The following is a 14,759-nucleotide window of genomic DNA, read 5'->3' on the forward strand; positions in this document are numbered from 1 at the left end:
CGCGCGTCAGGAGTCCCCGGTCTCCGGCGCGCGCCTCTCCGCCCGCCGCCTCGTCAGGTACGGCTGGACGAACCATGCCCACCCGCACAGCAGCACGGCGACCACGGCCGTGGCGACGGCGGCGGCCGCCTCGTCCGACAGCGCCTGGACGACCAGCGTGGTCGCGGCGGTCATCGAGATGCCCAGCGCGAAGGCGCCGGCGATCCCGAACCGGTTGGCGCGCCGGATCAGCAGCGCCTTCTGCCCGAGCCGGAACAGGATCCGGTGCTGGATGACGGGGGCGATGAAGCAGATGGACGCGAGCCCCGCCCCGAAAAGCGAGACGTAGAACAGCGCTCTACCCGTCTCGCTGACCTTCGTGTCGAAGTTCGCCGAGAACGGAACGGTCAGCAGGAACGCGAAGAGCACCTGCACGCCGGTGGTCGCCACACGGAAGCCCTGGAGGAGCTCCATCAGTTGCCGGTCCAGACGTTCGTGCTCCGTCTCGTTGCGGGGCTTGCGTGCGGGGTCGACGCTCATGGATGCCGTTTACCCCGACAAAACGCCCGTCAGTCGCGCGGCCGGAACGTTCTAGTCGAGCGTCGGCGGCTCCACCCGCAGCGCGAGCATCGACACGTCGTCGCGCAGGTCGGCGTCGCAGAAGTCGAGCAGCGCCCGCTCCACTCCGGCGAGCATCTCCTCCGGCGGTTTCCCGGCGTGCCCGGCGAGCGCCTCCAGCAGCCGCTCCTGGCCGAACTCCTGGCGCGTCATGTCGCACGCCTCCAGGACCCCGTCCGAGTGCAGGATCAGCGTGTCGCCGACGGACAGGTCGATCGTGTCGAGCCCGGCCTCGAAGTCCTCGAACAGGCCGAGCGGGACGCCGCCGCGCGCCGCCGACCTGATCACCCCGTCGGCGCGGACGACGATCGCCGGCGGATGGCCCGCGGTGCCGAGCGACACGATGATCCGCTCGGTCTCCAGCGTCAGGCTCGCCATCACGGCGGTGACGAACCGGTCCTCGTCCAGCAGGGCCTCGTTCACGGTCGCGAGCACGTCGCCGGGACGGGCCTTCCACCGCGACGCGAGCCGGACGCAGTGCCGGGCGGTCGACGTCACGGCCGCCGCGTCCTCGCCCTTGCCGCACACGTCGCCGAGGACGAGCCCCCACCCGTTCTCGGTGCGGAACACGTCGTAGAAGTCGCCGCCGACCTCCGAGCCATGCGTGGAGGTCAGGTACCGGGCGGCCACGCTCACCCCCGGAATGGAGGGGAGCGTCTTCGGAAGCAGCCCGGCCTGCAGCGTGTCGGCCACCTCGGCGCGGCGCCGGTAGAGCCGCGCGGCCCGGATCACCAGGGCCAGGTAGCGGCCGAGCCGCTGCACGACCCCGAGGTCCATGAGGTCGAACGGGCCGTACTCGCCGCTGGCCGCCAGCGTGATCGTGCCGATGGCGCGGTCGCCGTCCTCGATGGGGACGCTGAGCACCGACGTCACGCCGATCTTGCCGCACACCGGCAGCCCGTCCGGGCACATGCCGAGCACCTCGAGGTTCTCCACGTGCGGGCGCAGCGCGCTCTGCCGGGTGACGAACACGTCGTGGGGAAGCGTGTCCTCGGCGGGGTCCACCTCTTCCAGCATCCTCGCGGCCTCGACGGACCGCTCGTCCTCCGGGCCCATCACGACCTGGCGGCGCAGCGGGGGCGCCGCGCCGGCCCTGGTCGCGCCGCCCTGCGCGGCCGCCGCCGGGCCGCCGCCGGGGCCGGTCAGGTCGATGAACGCCCAGTCGGCCAGCTCGGCGGCCAGCAGCCGGGCGCATCGCCGGACGGCCACCGTCTCGTTGAAGACCGGCTCGTCCAGCAGCAGCTCGCTGGCGGTGGCGAGGACGTCCATCCGGTGCACGATCGTGGCCACGGCCTCGTCGTCGCCCTGCCCGCCGTCCCCGGCCCGCGCCCGGGCGGTGCCCCCCGCCTGGGGCCTGGACGCCGCGGGCCCGCCGTCGTCGGCGGGGGTGGTCGTCGGCCCGGCGGCCACCACGACCATCGGGTCGGGCTCGCCGCGGATCCACACGCGCGCCACCGTCAGCACGGCGTCGATCGGATGGTCGCGGCCGAGGAACCGCACGTTGACGCGGCGCCGCTGCCCCGTCCGGATCGCCGCCGCCAGCTGCGAGCGGACCGCCGCCCGGGTCGCCATGTCGCAGAACGCCGTGAACTGCTTGCCCGACACGTATCCCGCCGACGTGCCGAGCAGCATGGCCGCCTGCCGGTTGACGCGGCGGACGTTCGTCGTCCGGTCGAGCAGGAACAGCGGCACGGGGGCGTCCTGGAAGACCGTGCGCAGCACGCGCCGCTCGTTCTCGGCGGCGGCCGACCCGCCCGGCTCGCCGGACTGCTCGCCGCCCATCGTGCGCAGCACGGTCAGCGCCAGCTCCAGCTCGACCAGCGCCGCGTCCAGCGTGGCGCGCAGGTCGGGCTCGGGCACGCCGGCGGCCTGGCGCAGCTCGCCGATGCGTCCTTCGAGGTCCGAGATCTCCCGCAGGAGGGACTCGGGCTCAAGCTGGTCAGGCCGATCGTGCATCTGGTCTCCTTTCGTCCGCGTCACCACGGTGGAACCAGGGCGGCCCCGCCCGTCCCGGGCCGGACACCGTTCTCGGGGGCCGCTTCACGCAGCCTATGCTCCCCGCCCGCACCTAGGGCAGGCCCTGGTGACCGACGATACGCTGGGCGAGTGCGGTGAGCTTCACGTGGCGGGTCTGTGAGATGCGGCGCATCTCGGCGAACGCCTCGTCGGCGTCGCAGCCGAGCGCGTGCATGAGGATTCCCTTGGCCTGGTCGACCACCGCACGCGCCTCGACGGCCGCCTGGAGCTGGACGGCGGTGCGGTGCACATCGTCGTACTGCTGGCTGTTCGAGAAGGCCGCGGTGCCCTGGGCGACCAGCAGGGACGTGATCGCGTGGCGCTCGGGCCCGAGCGCCTTCGGCGTCACCCCGTACAAGGTGAGCGTGACGAGGACCCGCGGGCTCGCGTGCGGGGTCGTGGCGAAGCAACGCACCCCGCGGCGCAGCATGTCCGACATGGCCTCGGGCCAGCGGGTCTCGGCGAGGATGTCGTCGGCGGTCAGCGCCCGGCGGTCGGCCACCACGTCGAACAGCGGCCCGTGGCCCCGGGACAGCTGCCGGTCGGTCACCTCGGCGAGGTCGGGATGGCTGGCCGCGGCGGCCAGCGGTTCGGGCCGGTTCCCCTCCGCGGCGGCGGCGCGCCCGGCCTGGAGGGGCATGTCCGGCATGCCGCTGGCCCGCTCGGGCAGGCTGACCGTGGATCCCGCATCGCCCCGCGCGCTCGGCAGCGCCCAGCGCACGCTCGCCGCGCCCGCGCATCCGGGCACGGCCCGCGCCGCGAGCTCGGTCACCCTGTGCAGGGTGCCCACGTCGGAGGACTCCCCGACCATGCCCAGCCGGGCGATCTCCAGCGCGAGCTGGTCCGTCAGGACCGTTTCGGTGGGCGTCACCTTTCCGAGAGTAGCCTGCCCCGGGGGATGCGCAGGCGGGCCCTGCTCGGCCGGACGGCACTGTTGCCTCATGGGGAGTCCTAGTTGTTGGGCGGCGCCTTGCTGATCTCGGGAAGCGGCCCGGAATCGCCGTTGGCCAGGGCCAGGTCGCCGATGCACACGATCCCGACGGGGTGGTGCTCGGCGTCCACGACCGGCAGGCGCCGGACGGCGTGCTCGCTCATCAGCCGCGCCACCGTGTCGGTGTCGTCCTCGGGGTGGACGGTGGTCAGCTCGGCCGTGCACACGTCGCCGAGCGGGGTGAGCGAGGTGTCGCGGCTCTCGGCCACCGCGCGGAGCACGATGTCACGGTCGGTCACCAGGCCGCACAGCCGTCCCGCGTAGGTGACCAGCACGTCGCCGATGCCCTTGTCCCGCATGATGCGAGCCGCCTCGTAGAGCGTCGCGTCGAGCGGCAAGGACTGGGGCGCCGCCGTCATCACGTCGCTGACCCTCGATGACATAGCGCGCACTTCCTCCCGAATAGGCGACGCCTCGCGTAGCCCGTGTTTGCGCGCCTTACCCACGGTCGGCGGCCCTATTCGGACGGTTTGTGAATCGGCCGCCGACCTGCGCCGCGTCAGAACGCGAAGACGGTTCCGGTGCGCGACTGCATGACGCAGTCGTTGCCGTACTCGGCCTGGAAGCGGGCGGGTCTGCCCTTCCATCGCCCTTCGGCGCGGACGACCACGGGCGCGTGGACGGCGGTGCACATCCGGCCGTCCGGCCGGTGTTCGAACCGCCCGCCCGACCCGTTCAGCTCCAGGCAGGCCCGTGCGGCCTCGGGATGCTCGCCCCCTGCAGGATCGCAACGCAGCGTGACCGTTCTGCTCCCGGACGTGTTACCGCCCGGATGTGTGACGGAAAGCTGCAACGACGTCTCCGGCCCGGAAGGCGAGGCGGGCACCAGCGCGACGACCGCCCCTATGACGACCGCACTGAGAAGGTTCGGCATACGCGACTCCCGAGTTCCCGAGGGATGTCGCACAAAGTATCCGACCGATAACAGATCGTGCAGGAGAATGCGCACCCTGTAGCCCCGGAGCAACCCCAGAACCACCCAAGCACCACACCCCCGCAGCCACGCCCCCCGCCCGCACCAACCTCAGCCACCACCGCAACCAAGCGAGTGAAGGGTCGCGATCGCGCCGTCACGCGCGCCCCGCCCTCAGCCACTATCCGCAACCAAGCAACACCCTGAAGGTCGCGATCGCGTCGTCACGTGTGCACCCACATCAGCCGTCACAGCAACCCTGCAACAACCTCGTGGCCGCGATCGCGTCCGAAGGCAGATTCGAGCGAAGCAAGAATCTGATCGCGCAGCGAGCCGCAAGGCGAGCCGGAGCGATGCCAGCGATCGCCGCAGTGCCCGACGATGGAGGGCCCTCCGGGCCCGAAGGAGGAGGGCACTGCCATAGGCACAGCAGGGCCGCTAGGCCCGAAGGAGGAGATGAACGCTAGGCAGCAAGAATGTGGGCGGCGCGGTGGTCCGACAGCGAGTCGCGGAGCTGCTTGCGGCCCCGGTGGAGGCGGGACATGACGGTGCCGATGGGGGTGCCCATCATGTCGGCGATCTCCTTGTAGGGGTAGCCCTCGACGTCGGCGAGGTAGACGGCGTCCCGGAAGTCCTTGGGGAGGGCGCGCAGGGCGGCGACGACCTGGGAGTCGGGGATGCGGTCGAGGGCCTCGGACTCGGCGGACCGGAAGCCGGACGCGTGCGCCTCGGCCTGCGCGATCTGCCACTCCTCCAGCTCCTCGGAGCCGGCGCGCTGGGGCTCGCGCTGCTTCTTGCGGTAGGTGTTGATGAAGTTGTTGGTGAGGATGCGGTGCAGCCACGCCTTGAGGTTCGTGCCTTCCTGGAACTGGTGGAAGTTCACGTAGGCCTTGGCCAGCGTCTCCTGGACGAGGTCCTCGGCGTCGGCGCTGTTGCGGGTCATGCGGACGGCGCTGATGTAGAGCGGGTCGGCGAGGGGCAGCACGTCGCGCTCGTAGCGGCGCGCGTTGTCGGGCGTGGCGGTGCCGTCGGCGTCGCGGCCGTTGTCGCCCTTGGCGTTGCGGTGGACGGGCGTGGTGACAGCGGTCATCGTCGCTCCCCGTGGGTTGTGTCCCCGGTGAAAGGGGACGGTTGCCTGGCGCGTGGTCGGGGGCACGCGCGGGCCGGGCGGATGAACCGCCCCCCGTCAAGTGGTACGTGCCACCGTTCCCGGCGGGTTCGGTGTGGCCTCGGCCTCGCATGGAGAGTGGGCCGAGGGTTCGGCGCGCTTCGGCGATGCCAGAGCGACCCCGTAATGGGACGTCGCGGGCGTGCCCGATCGAGCGCTTCCATCCGCCGGTGGGTCTTCCTGCCCTGTAAGACGCATGGAACGCGCCAAATGGTTGCCAGGATCGACGTGGCCTCCATCACATCAGGTCGTTTGTTGGTCAAAGCGGTACTGATCAGCCGGTATGAAGCCCGTTCGCCGGGGCCGCCCGCCGCGGCGCCCTGGACGGTCGAGCCGAGCCCGGTCTCGAAACCCTCGTCAGGGGGTGGCGAGGTGGCCCGCGAGGACGGCCCGGACCAGCCGGGCCGCGAACTCCTCCGGCTCGGCCGGGAGCCCGGCGCCCGCCGCCACCGTCTCCGCGCCCGCGAGCCGGGTCAGGAAGGCGTGCTGCTGGCAGCCTCCCAGCAGGGCCGCGGCGATGAACGGCAAGGGTGCGCCGTCCGCGAGCCGCCCCGCCTTCCGCTCGGCCTCCAGATATCCGATGAGGGCGGCGTGGCCCATCACCGGACCCGCCGTCGGCCCTCCGGGCGGCCCCGCCTGAGGACCGACGGGGGCCCCGGGAGGCGGCGGCTCGCCGGTGGGGTCGGCCTTGGTCCGCGCGCGCGACTTGGCGGCGGCCTCGTTCTGCGCCTTCCCGGGGCCGTCGCTCCGCAGCCACGCGATCAGCTCCGGGTCGGCCAGGACGGGCCCGGTCATCGGCAGCAGCTCGCCGTAGAAGCGGACCATCTCCGTCGCCAGGCGGGTGAGGTTGTCCTCCACCGTGCTCTGCCCGACCGATCCGAGAAGCCCCGTCATCGCGGTGCGCGCGGTCCCGGTCACCTCGGCCAGGGCCGCCGCGAACAGCGCGGTCTTGTTCGCGAAGTGGTTGTAGAGGCTGCCCTCGGACACGCCCGCGGCGCGGGCGATCTCCTTGGTCGTCGCGGCCACGATCCCGCGTGTCCGGATCACCGTGACCGCTGAGGCCAGGATTCGGTCGCGCATGGGTCCCGTTCGTGTCGCCAACCCGTCCCACCTCGCTTCCCTGCTGGACGTTAGCACGGCCACGCGTGATGAGTGAGTGCTCACCCGGAGATATTCGGCGGATCCCGAGCGAACCGCCCTCACAACATGTAGCTTCACCTTCACCGTGAGTTGCCGCAAAGGCTTTCGCGCGTCGTTCCACTCGGGGGAGGGGACCGCATGATGATCGCGGATCTGCTGGGTGTCACGAGGATGACGGCCGTCACGGTGAACGACCGCGGCCGCATCAGCCACTGGGACGATACCGCCGCCGACCTGTTCGGCGCCGCGCGCCCGCAGGCCCTCGGCCGCCCGCCCGGCGATCTCCTCCGGCTCCCCAGGGAGCACCGCGGCGCCTTCGAGCCCGAGGTCTTCGGGCACGTCTGGTGCGGCGCCTGCACCCTGCGGCGGGCCGACAACGGGGAGCCCGCCGAGATCGGCTGGTGGATCTACCCCATCGACGGCGCCCCGGGCGACCACGGTGTCAGGGTCCTGGCGCTGGCCGCCGACCTGCGCAGACTCCGCCGCGACGGGATCGGCATCACCGTCGGCGACCTCCTGCTCGCCCCGCCCGGCGAGCCCGGCCCGGCCGGCGCCGCCGCTCTCCGTCCGGCCTCCGTCCGGATGCTGCGGGTCGAGCCCACCCTCGCGGGCCCCTCGCCGGACGGGCCCGACCCGTTCGCGAGCCCGTTCGCCGACCGCCTCGCCGAACTGCTGCCCGCGCTCGACCCGCTCGCCTTCGGGAAGATCGCCTCGCAGGTGCTCGGCCTCGGCTGCCCGGCGGTGTCGCTGGGCCTGACCATCCGGCTGCCCATCGCCCCGCACACCGAGGCCGCCCCGGCCCCCGCGCCGACCGTCCCGCTGCCCCGGCCGGTGCCGCGCATCCCGGCGCCCCACCCGCCGCGTGCCCGCCGGAACCTCTCCCACGCGCTGGAGCCGCTGGCCTTCCTCAGCGCGGCCGGCGAGCAGATCGGCAGCTCGCTCGACCACCTGCAGGCCGCCAGGACGCTCGCCGAGGTCCTCGTGCCGCGGCTCGCCGACCTCGCCGCCGTCGAACTGCTCGAAACCGTCGTCGCCGACTCCGCGCCGCCCGCCGGCGAGGTCGACGAGACCACGCCGATGCGCCGCGTCGCCGTCGCCCACAACGACGAGCCCGGACGCTGGGACGAGGCCGTCCCCGAGGACGAGCCGCTGTCCGTGCCGTCCTGCACCCCGTTCGTCCAGGCCATGCGGACCGGGCGGCCCGTGCACATCCCGCGCGTCGACGACGGAAGGGCCGCCCGGCTCGCCGCCGCGTTCGGCGCCCGCGACCTGCGCCCCCTGTTCACCGGCCGCGCGCTGCTGGTCGTCCCGCTGATCGCGCGGGGACGGGTGCTCGGCACGTTCATGCTGCTGCGCAAGCCCGACCGGCACGGGTTCGACGAGCTCGACCTCGCCATGGTCGACGAGCTGGCCCGCCGCGCCGCGCTCTGCATCGACAACGGGCGGCTGTACCGGCGCGAGGTCCAGGTCGCCGAGGAGCTGCAGCGCAGCATGCTCCCCGACGACCCGCCGGACGTCGACGGGGCGCGCGTCCGCTACCGCTACCGGCCCGCCGAGCAGGCCGCCCAGGTCGGCGGAGACTGGTTCGACGCCATCCCGCTGCCCGGCTGCCGGCTCGGCATCGTCGTCGGCGACGTCATGGGCCACGGCCTCACGTCCGCGGCGATCATGGGCCAGCTGCGCACCGCCGTCCGCACCCTGGCCGCCGAGGACATGCGGCCCGACCGGCTGCTGCGCCAGCTCGACGGCCTCGCCCGCCGGCTCGGCGAGGACTACCTCGCCACCTGCCTGTTCGCCGTCTACGACCCGGTCGAGCGGCGCTGCACCGTCGCCAGCGCCGGGCACATCCCGCCCGTCCTCGTCACGGCGGCCGGGGAGAGCCGCGTGCTGCCCGTCCCACCGGGCGTGCCCATCGGGGTCGGCGGCGAGCCGTTCGAGACGGTGGAGTTCAAGGTCGAGGACGGATCCCGGCTCGTGCTGTGCACCGACGGCCTGCTGGAACGCCGCGACCGCGACCTCGACGCCGGCCTGGAGGAACTGCGCGCCCGCCTCGCCGAGGCGTCCGCCGACCTCGACGGCACCTGCGACGACCTGCTCGACCGGCTCGCCGGGCCCGCCCCCGCCGACGACATCGCCATCGTCGCGGTCGGGTTCGACGGCATCCCTCTCGACGACGTCGTCACCTGGCAGCTCGCCGCCGTGCCCGGCAGCGTCCCGTGGATCCGCGCGCAGGTCGGCGCCCGGATCGCCGGCTGGGGCCTGCACGACCTCGCCGAGACCGCGCGGCTGCTCGTCAGCGAACTCGTCACCAACGCCCTCGTGCACGGCGCCGGGTCCGTGGGCCTCCGCCTGATCAGGGGACGCACGCTGCTCTGCGAGGTGCGCGACGACGGCGCCGACATGCCCCACCTGCGGCACACCGAGTGCACCGACGAGTCGGGCCGCGGCCTCCAGCTCGTCAGCCACCTGGCCGCCCGCTGGGGCACCCACCGCACCGAGGGAGGCAAGGTCGTCTGGTTCGAGCAGCGGGTCCCCCGGCGCTGACGCCAGGCCCGGTGATCGAGGAACTGCGGGACCCGCAGGACGGCCGAGATCACGGAAATCGAACTGCCGGGTGGTCGGCCGACGGCGTGGTCGTGGGTGCGGCTCGCGGCTGTGTGAGGTAACTGTCCCGTTCGCGCCAGATACTTTCCAACGTCCGCTTCGTTCTGATCGAAGGGTCGCCGTTCGCCGAGGCCGCCGGGAGATGAGTTGGGTGAGAAGCTGACGCTACCGGTCCCCGAGACGCTCTACGGCACCTACGCCGTGGCTCTCGCCGAGCCCATCCGCGACCCGGCGGCCCTCGCCCGCGAGCAGCTGATGCGGCGCACCTCGCCGCCGCTCCGCGACCTCGTCCTCGGCATGCTCGGCAGCCCCATGCTCACCCTCGACCAGCGCCCGGCGGAGGGCTTCCCGCCGCTGCCCGCCGACCTGCTCGCCCTGTACGGCGGCTCCCCGTCCGACGTGGAGGCGGTCGCCGCCGCGGCGCACGTCCTCGCCGTCCGCGCCGCGTACCGGCCGGGGCGGCCGCCCGCCCACGAGTGGGCGGCGCGCGCCGTCGCGGGCGCCGTCGGCGCGGCCGCCTCCGCCCCGGTGGTCGACGTCTTCACCCCGCAGGTCCTCACGCATGACCGGCTCTTCCGCTCCCTTCCGGGGCCGGGCGGCGCCGTCCGGCTCACCGACTGGATGCTCCTGCCGCACACCGCCGGCCGGGACGGCTCCTACATCACCACCAGGGGACTCGCCAGGTTCGGCCTCCCCGAACTGCAGACCGAGCACGTCCCGCCGGGCCTCGTCGAGCCCTGGGGGCGCCTGCTGAACGGTCTCGCCCACCACGTCCTGGACCTCTGGCTCGACGAACTTCCCGCCGGCGAGCAGCCCCTCGTCGTCGAGATCCCCGAAGTCGTCTCCGTCGGCCTCCAGGACATCGCCGCCGCTCAGGGGGCCGACGAGCCGACGCGGCGCGAGGTGCCCGTGCGGCTGCGCCACGACCCGTCCCCGGACCCGGTCCTCACCGTGCTGCCCGCCGAGGGCGGCCCGGAGCGCCTCCGGTCCCTGTGCGCCACGCTCTTCGGGTCCCGATGAGCTTGCCTATGACCTTGATCTGAGCGCAGGATCGACATCGTGAGATTCGGCCCGCGTGACCGTCGCACCCCACAGCCCGAAGACCCCGGACCCGAGGAGGCCGGCCCCGAGACCACCCCCCGCCCAGGGCCCTACCCCGAAGACGTCCACGTGGCGGGCAAGGGCACCGCCCCGGAACCGGCGCCGGAGGAGCCGCCGTCCGACTGGGTCCCCGTCCAGCCGCCTCCGGAGCCCGAGAACGAGCCCTGGACCCCCCACGCACCGGTACCGCCCCCGGCCCCGCCCGTCGAAGCACCGGCGTCCCAGGAGGAGCCGCTCTGGGCCCCACGCGAGACGCCCTCCGGATTCGGCCTGGGCGAACCGGCGCCGGGCGAGCCCTGGACGCCCCCGGAGACCGGCCCCGCACCCACGGGACGGCACGCGCGAAGCGACGACGAGCCGTTCCTGCCGGGGAAGGGGCTGGCCGCCGAGCCGCCTTCGGTGACGGCGCCGGACATCCCCGTCCCGCAGTGGGCGCCCCCGCAGCAGCCCGGCCCCATGGCCGACCCCGAGCGGCGCAGGGCGATGGCGGACGCGTTCGTGGCGGAGTTCGTCGGCAGCACCACGTGGCAGGCGACGCTGGCCGTGCTGGAGAGCGCGTTCCCCGGACTCGGCATGGCCTCGACGCTGTCCCGGCGGACCGACGAGCTGTGGCAGAGCATGGACGCCCTCGACCGGACGTCCGCGGCCAGGCTCGGAGTGCCGGCATGGCTGGACGACGCGGGGATCGTGCTCGACCTCAGCGCCCGCCACGGCGTGCGGGCGGCGCGGGCGCCGATGCACGGGCTGACGCGCCCGCCCCGCGCGTCCCGGCCGTACGCGGGAGCGTTCGTCATCGACACGCTCGACCCCCTGCGCTACCACCGCGCGGTCGGCGGGCCGCGGGCGCCGCGCGACCTGCCGGGGGAGGGCGCGCTGCAGGCCCCCTCCGCGTCCGAGGACGACGACAGCGGCGTCGTGATCGTCGCGAACCTGACGTCGGCGGGCGTGCGCGTGCTGGACTCGGTGGCGCTCTGGCGCTACGCGGGCCGGGTGGTCACCGGCACGGTGCGCGAGGCGGGCCGTCCGGAGACGCGGATCCGGGCGCGGCGTGCGCTGCGTGCCCTGCGGCGAGTGGTGGTCGTCGACCCGGACCTCGGGCTCGGCCTGTGCCTCCAGATCGACGCGGCGCGGGTCCCCCGGTGCCTGCTGGCGTTCAGGGTGGACCGGACGGACGGCGCGCCCCGGTTCGTCCGCCCCTAGTCAGTCGTCCGAACGGAGCCAGGTGAGGTCGCGCTGCCGGTCGGCGGGAAGCTCGCGGATGTGCTCGACGAGCCGCCACGGTTCGGTCGGCGGCGCGCCCTCGTCCGGCAGCACGCCGCAGAGCACCGCGCTCTGCGTGCTGACCGCGACGAACGGCCCGAACCGCGCGACGCCCCCGCCCCGCAGCGACGCCAGCTCGGTGAGCAGCACGGTCACCGCGGCCGCGTCCTTCGGGTCGTAGAGGCCGCGCACGTAGGAGAACAGGTCTTCGGCGAGGACGTCGGGTCGCCGCCCGGACATCTGGTAGACGGTGCCCCAGTAGGTGCCGGTGGCCTGCTCCGACCGCTGGTCGCGCAACCGGACGCGCAGCCCGCACTCGGCCGCGCACTGCTCGTAGGCCTCCGCGAGCAGTGCCTCGCCCTCCCCCTCCTCGCTCAGCAGCGCCCCGGTGACCACGCCCTCCTCCCGGTCGAGCCGGTCGAGCATCTCGCGATGCAGCTCCTGGACGTCCTGCTCCACCGCGTCGAGCGTCCGCGCCAGCGCGCGCTGGGAGTCGCGGTCGAGGTCGATGCCCGCCAGCTCGTCCGACAGATCGCCGACCTGCTTCTCCAGGCGCTCCACCCGCCCGGTGACGGACTCCAGGCTCTCCGCGACGTCGGAAGGCGGCCCCTCGGGCTGCGGCGGCGGGATGGGAATGCCGACCGGCTCGGTCGCCTCGTCCACCACCCGCTTGAGCACGTCGTGGTCCCGCGCGAGCTCGTTCATCTGTTTCCGCAGGTTGCGCAGCTCCGCCTGGGCTTGCGGTAGCCGCTTGTCGGACGCCAGGTAGAGCTCGCGTCCGGCGATCGCGAGGCAGAGCAGAACCAGGATCACGGTGGTCATGTGACTCCTCGGGAGGCAGGCTGCGCTCACGACGATAACCACCCCCGGCCGGGTTGGCCGAGTGCGCAGCGGATCCCGTCCGAAACGCCCCTTTTTCCTTTACCCGCCGTCCCCTCGGCTATCCCCGAGATCAACCGCCCACCCCACCCGAAAACCCCGAAGAATCGGGCCCGCGCCCCCGTCTCCGGCCTCACCGGCGACGCCCCACAGACGCCCGCGACCCCAACCGCCCAGAAGATCACCGGCGATTGCGACAACGCCGCCCAGAAGCCCACCCCCCGGCCCCCTGGGAGGTTCGCCGCCTGCGTCCTGCCGGGGGCCGTTGGGTCAGCCGAAGAGGCCGCCCAGGAGGCCGCCGAGGATTTCGGCCGCGCCGCCTGCGAGTTCGCCGGCCACGTCGCCCGCGATGTCTCCGGCGATGCCGCCGGCCGCGTCCGCGATCACGTGGCCCGCGACGTTGCCCGCGTACCCGGCGAGCGCGTTGCCGAAGGCGTCCACGGGGGCGCCGGCGACGTAGCCCGCGACGTTCTGCGCGTATCCGGCCGCGTCCAGGGCGCCCATGGCCATGCCGCCGGCGACTCCCGCCGCGGCGACGCCGCCGACCAGACCGGCCGCGGCGGCGCCGTGCCCGAGGTGACGGTGCCCGTGGTAGCCGGGCGGACCGTGATGGACGGGCGCCGGCGGCGGGTGCCCGTGGGGCGAGTACGGCGCGGGCCCCGGCGGCGCGGGCGGGGGCGGCCCGGCATGGGCGGCGGGCGCGTACGGCATCGGTCCGGGCGGCGCCGGGGGCGGCGCCCCATGCGACGGCATCCCGTGCGGCGGCGCGGGAGGCGGCGGCGCTCCATGCGGTGCTGGAGGCGGCGCCCCATGGGGCGGGGCCCCGTGTGACGGCATCCCGTGCGGCGGCGGCGTTCCATGCGGTGCTGGAGGCGGCGCCCCATGGGGCGGGGCCCCGTGTGACGGCAACCCGTGACCGGGCATCGGTGAATGCGCGGGCGGCGGGAAGCCGTGCCCGGGCGCCGGGGGCATGCCGGGCGGGCTCGGCGCGTAACCCGGATCGGCCATCGGCGCGGGCTGCCGCTGTCCGGGAGCCGGCGCGGGAGGCGGGAAATGGGCGTTGCCGTGCGACCCGTACTCACTTGGCCCGCCATAGGCGGCCGCGGGCTGCGGCGGTGGCGGCGGGAACGCCGAGTGCCCGCCGGGCGGCGGCAGCGGAGCCTGCCCGGGCGGCGGCGGGGGAGCGCCGTGAGCCGCCGGGCCGGGCCGGGACGACCGGGGCATCGCCACCGCGGCCTCCAGCCACTGGCTGATCTTGGCGTTCCAGTCGGTCTCCGCGGCCTCCGCGTGCGGCACCTTGAAGACGCCGAACGACTCGTCCTGCGGGGTGTCGCGGTCCTCGGCGCGCAGGACGAAGGCCATGACGCGCGGGCTGGCGACGAAGCTCAGCCCGACCTTCTCGATCCGCCCCTGGTGCGACGACGGCGGGTTGAGGTGGATCTCCTGGTGGAACGGCAGCTGCTGGGAGACGCCCCGCAGCTTGGACGACTCGAACGTCACGTTCGTGATCTGGAAGCCGAGCCGGGCGATCGAGGCGAGGACCCACTGCTGGGACTCCAGCGGCTCCACCGAGATCGGGTCGATGTCGCCCGGGTCGGGCTGCCCCGCGACGTCGATCTCGGTGCACATCCCGATGGTGAAGCCGGGAAGCTCGTGGCCGAGGACGGTCGTGAACGGCAGCTCGTACGGCAGCGGGATGGAGAACGCCAGGTCGCGCTGCCCGCCGGCGTCCAACCGGAATCCGCGGGTCAGCGCGCCCCGGTACACCTCGGGCCCCGCCGTCTCGCCGCCGTGGTGCCGCATGCGCGGCATCAGCGCGAGCGTCACCTGCCGGATCTCCGCGGGCCCGGCGCCGCCGCGCAGATGCACCTTGCCCGCCACGACCCCGCCGGGTTTGCAGTTCGGCTCAGCAAGGATCGTGTCGACGGACGGTCCACCGCCCGCCATCTGCCCGTAGGACACCGGCCGTTCCCCTCTCCCGCCGCGAGACGTCACGCCTCGCGCCCACCGCCCGCGCGGCCCAGACCGCGCGCACCAGAAACTTAGACCCCCTCCACCATGCCACCGGTTCACCCCGCCCGGACCAATCC

Annotated in this window: 12 protein-coding genes; 3 read left to right on the plus strand and 9 right to left on the minus strand. The window is 73.9% G+C overall.

The annotated features are described in order from the left end of the window. Window positions 1-6: 6 nt before the first annotated feature. The 7 genes from AB0H37_RS20870 to AB0H37_RS20900 form a co-directional block, all read right to left on the minus strand. Window positions 7-519 (minus strand): DUF6328 family protein, encoded by a 513-nt coding sequence (locus tag AB0H37_RS20870; protein WP_360614483.1) that lies wholly within the window; start codon window positions 517-519, stop codon window positions 7-9. Window positions 520-570: 51 nt separating this feature from the next. Next, window positions 571-2,553: a SpoIIE family protein phosphatase gene (locus AB0H37_RS20875; protein WP_360614485.1), complete on the minus strand. Its 1,983-nt coding sequence runs from the start codon at window positions 2,551-2,553 to the stop codon at window positions 571-573. Between the two features lie 112 nt (window positions 2,554-2,665). Then, window positions 2,666-3,484: an ANTAR domain-containing protein gene (locus tag AB0H37_RS20880; protein WP_329095260.1), complete on the minus strand. Its 819-nt coding sequence runs from the start codon at window positions 3,482-3,484 to the stop codon at window positions 2,666-2,668. An 80-nt stretch (window positions 3,485-3,564) separates the two neighbouring features. Then, on the minus strand, window positions 3,565-3,987 hold the full coding sequence (locus AB0H37_RS20885) for a CBS domain-containing protein (protein ID WP_329095257.1): 423 nt from the start codon (window positions 3,985-3,987) through the stop codon (window positions 3,565-3,567). A gap of 116 nt (window positions 3,988-4,103) precedes the next feature. Further along, window positions 4,104-4,478 carry an SSI family serine proteinase inhibitor gene (locus tag AB0H37_RS20890; protein WP_360614488.1) on the minus strand — a complete coding sequence of 125 codons (375 nt, stop codon included), beginning with the start codon at window positions 4,476-4,478 and terminating at the stop codon, window positions 4,104-4,106. Between the two features lie 502 nt (window positions 4,479-4,980). Then, window positions 4,981-5,607: a sigma-70 family RNA polymerase sigma factor gene (locus tag AB0H37_RS20895; protein WP_329095252.1), complete on the minus strand. Its 627-nt coding sequence runs from the start codon at window positions 5,605-5,607 to the stop codon at window positions 4,981-4,983. 435 nt (window positions 5,608-6,042) lie between these two features. Beyond that, window positions 6,043-6,765: a helix-turn-helix domain-containing protein gene (locus AB0H37_RS20900; protein WP_360614490.1), complete on the minus strand. Its 723-nt coding sequence runs from the start codon at window positions 6,763-6,765 to the stop codon at window positions 6,043-6,045. A gap of 198 nt (window positions 6,766-6,963) precedes the next feature. Between AB0H37_RS20900 and AB0H37_RS20905 the strand changes: the two genes are divergently transcribed. The 3 genes from AB0H37_RS20905 (at window position 6,964) to AB0H37_RS20915 (ending at window position 11,730) form a co-directional block, all read left to right on the plus strand. Further along, window positions 6,964-9,369: a SpoIIE family protein phosphatase gene (locus AB0H37_RS20905; protein WP_360614492.1), complete on the plus strand. Its 2,406-nt coding sequence runs from the start codon at window positions 6,964-6,966 to the stop codon at window positions 9,367-9,369. A 207-nt stretch (window positions 9,370-9,576) separates the two neighbouring features. Then, the gene (locus AB0H37_RS20910; protein ID WP_360614494.1) at window positions 9,577-10,449 is read left to right on the plus strand and encodes a hypothetical protein; all 873 of its coding nucleotides are present in this window, start codon (window positions 9,577-9,579) and stop codon (window positions 10,447-10,449) included. Between the two features lie 39 nt (window positions 10,450-10,488). Further along, on the plus strand, window positions 10,489-11,730 hold the full coding sequence (locus tag AB0H37_RS20915) for a hypothetical protein (protein WP_360614496.1): 1,242 nt from the start codon (window positions 10,489-10,491) through the stop codon (window positions 11,728-11,730). Here the strand turns inward: AB0H37_RS20915 and AB0H37_RS20920 are convergent, their stop codons facing one another. Together AB0H37_RS20920 and AB0H37_RS20925 are read right to left on the minus strand one after the other, a co-directional pair. Next, a complete protein-coding gene (locus AB0H37_RS20920) occupies window positions 11,731-12,612 on the minus strand; it encodes a hypothetical protein (protein WP_360614497.1) in 882 nt (293 codons plus the stop codon). Window positions 12,613-12,939: 327 nt separating this feature from the next. Continuing rightward, window positions 12,940-14,631, minus strand: a complete 1,692-nt coding sequence (locus AB0H37_RS20925) for a sporulation protein (RefSeq protein ID WP_360614499.1) — start codon at window positions 14,629-14,631, stop codon at window positions 12,940-12,942. Window positions 14,632-14,759 lie beyond the last annotated feature (128 nt).

It is taken from the genome of Actinomadura sp. NPDC023710, assembly GCF_040639875.1.
GTDB classification, from domain to species: domain Bacteria; phylum Actinomycetota; class Actinomycetes; order Streptosporangiales; family Streptosporangiaceae; genus Spirillospora; species Spirillospora citrea.